Below are 568 nucleotides of genomic sequence, written 5' to 3' on the forward strand. Positions count from 1 at the left end.
CACGGTACTGGTTCACTATCGATCACTAGGGAGTATTTAGCCTTGGGAGATGGTCCTCCCAGATTCCGACGGAATTTCACGTGTTCCGCCGTACTCAGGATACATTCAAGAGAGAACGAAGTTTCGACTACGGGGTTGTTACCCTCTACGACGGACCTTTCCAGGTCGCTTCGTCTACCTCGTTCCTTTGTAACTCCGTATAGAATGTCCTACAACCCCAAGAGGCAAGCCTCTTGGTTTGGGCTATGTTCCGTTTCGCTCGCCGCTACTCAGGAAATCGCATTTGCTTTCTCTTCCTCCAGGTACTTAGATGTTTCAGTTCCCTGGGTCTGTCTTCCATACCCTATGTATTCAGGTAAGGATACCATACCATTACGTATGGTGGGTTTCCCCATTCGGAAATCTTCGGATCAAAGCTTACTTACAGCTCCCCGAAGCATATCGGCGTTAGTCCCGTCCTTCATCGACTCCTAGTGTCAAGGCATCCACCGTGCGCCCTTTCTAACTTAACCAAACTAAAAATAAAAAAATATGAGCTACACTGTTATCTAGTTTTCAAAGAACATAC

At 47.0% G+C, this 568-nt stretch carries 1 rRNA gene; it reads right to left on the bottom strand.

From position 1 onward, the window contains the following. Window positions 1-512: ribosomal RNA gene (locus FE392_RS20230) — 23S ribosomal RNA — on the bottom strand; the annotation flags it as partial. Between the last annotated feature and the right edge of the window lie 56 nt (window positions 513-568).

The sequence above is a fragment of the Xenorhabdus santafensis genome, assembly GCF_033949405.1.
Classification (GTDB): Bacteria; Pseudomonadota; Gammaproteobacteria; order Enterobacterales; family Enterobacteriaceae; genus Xenorhabdus; species Xenorhabdus santafensis.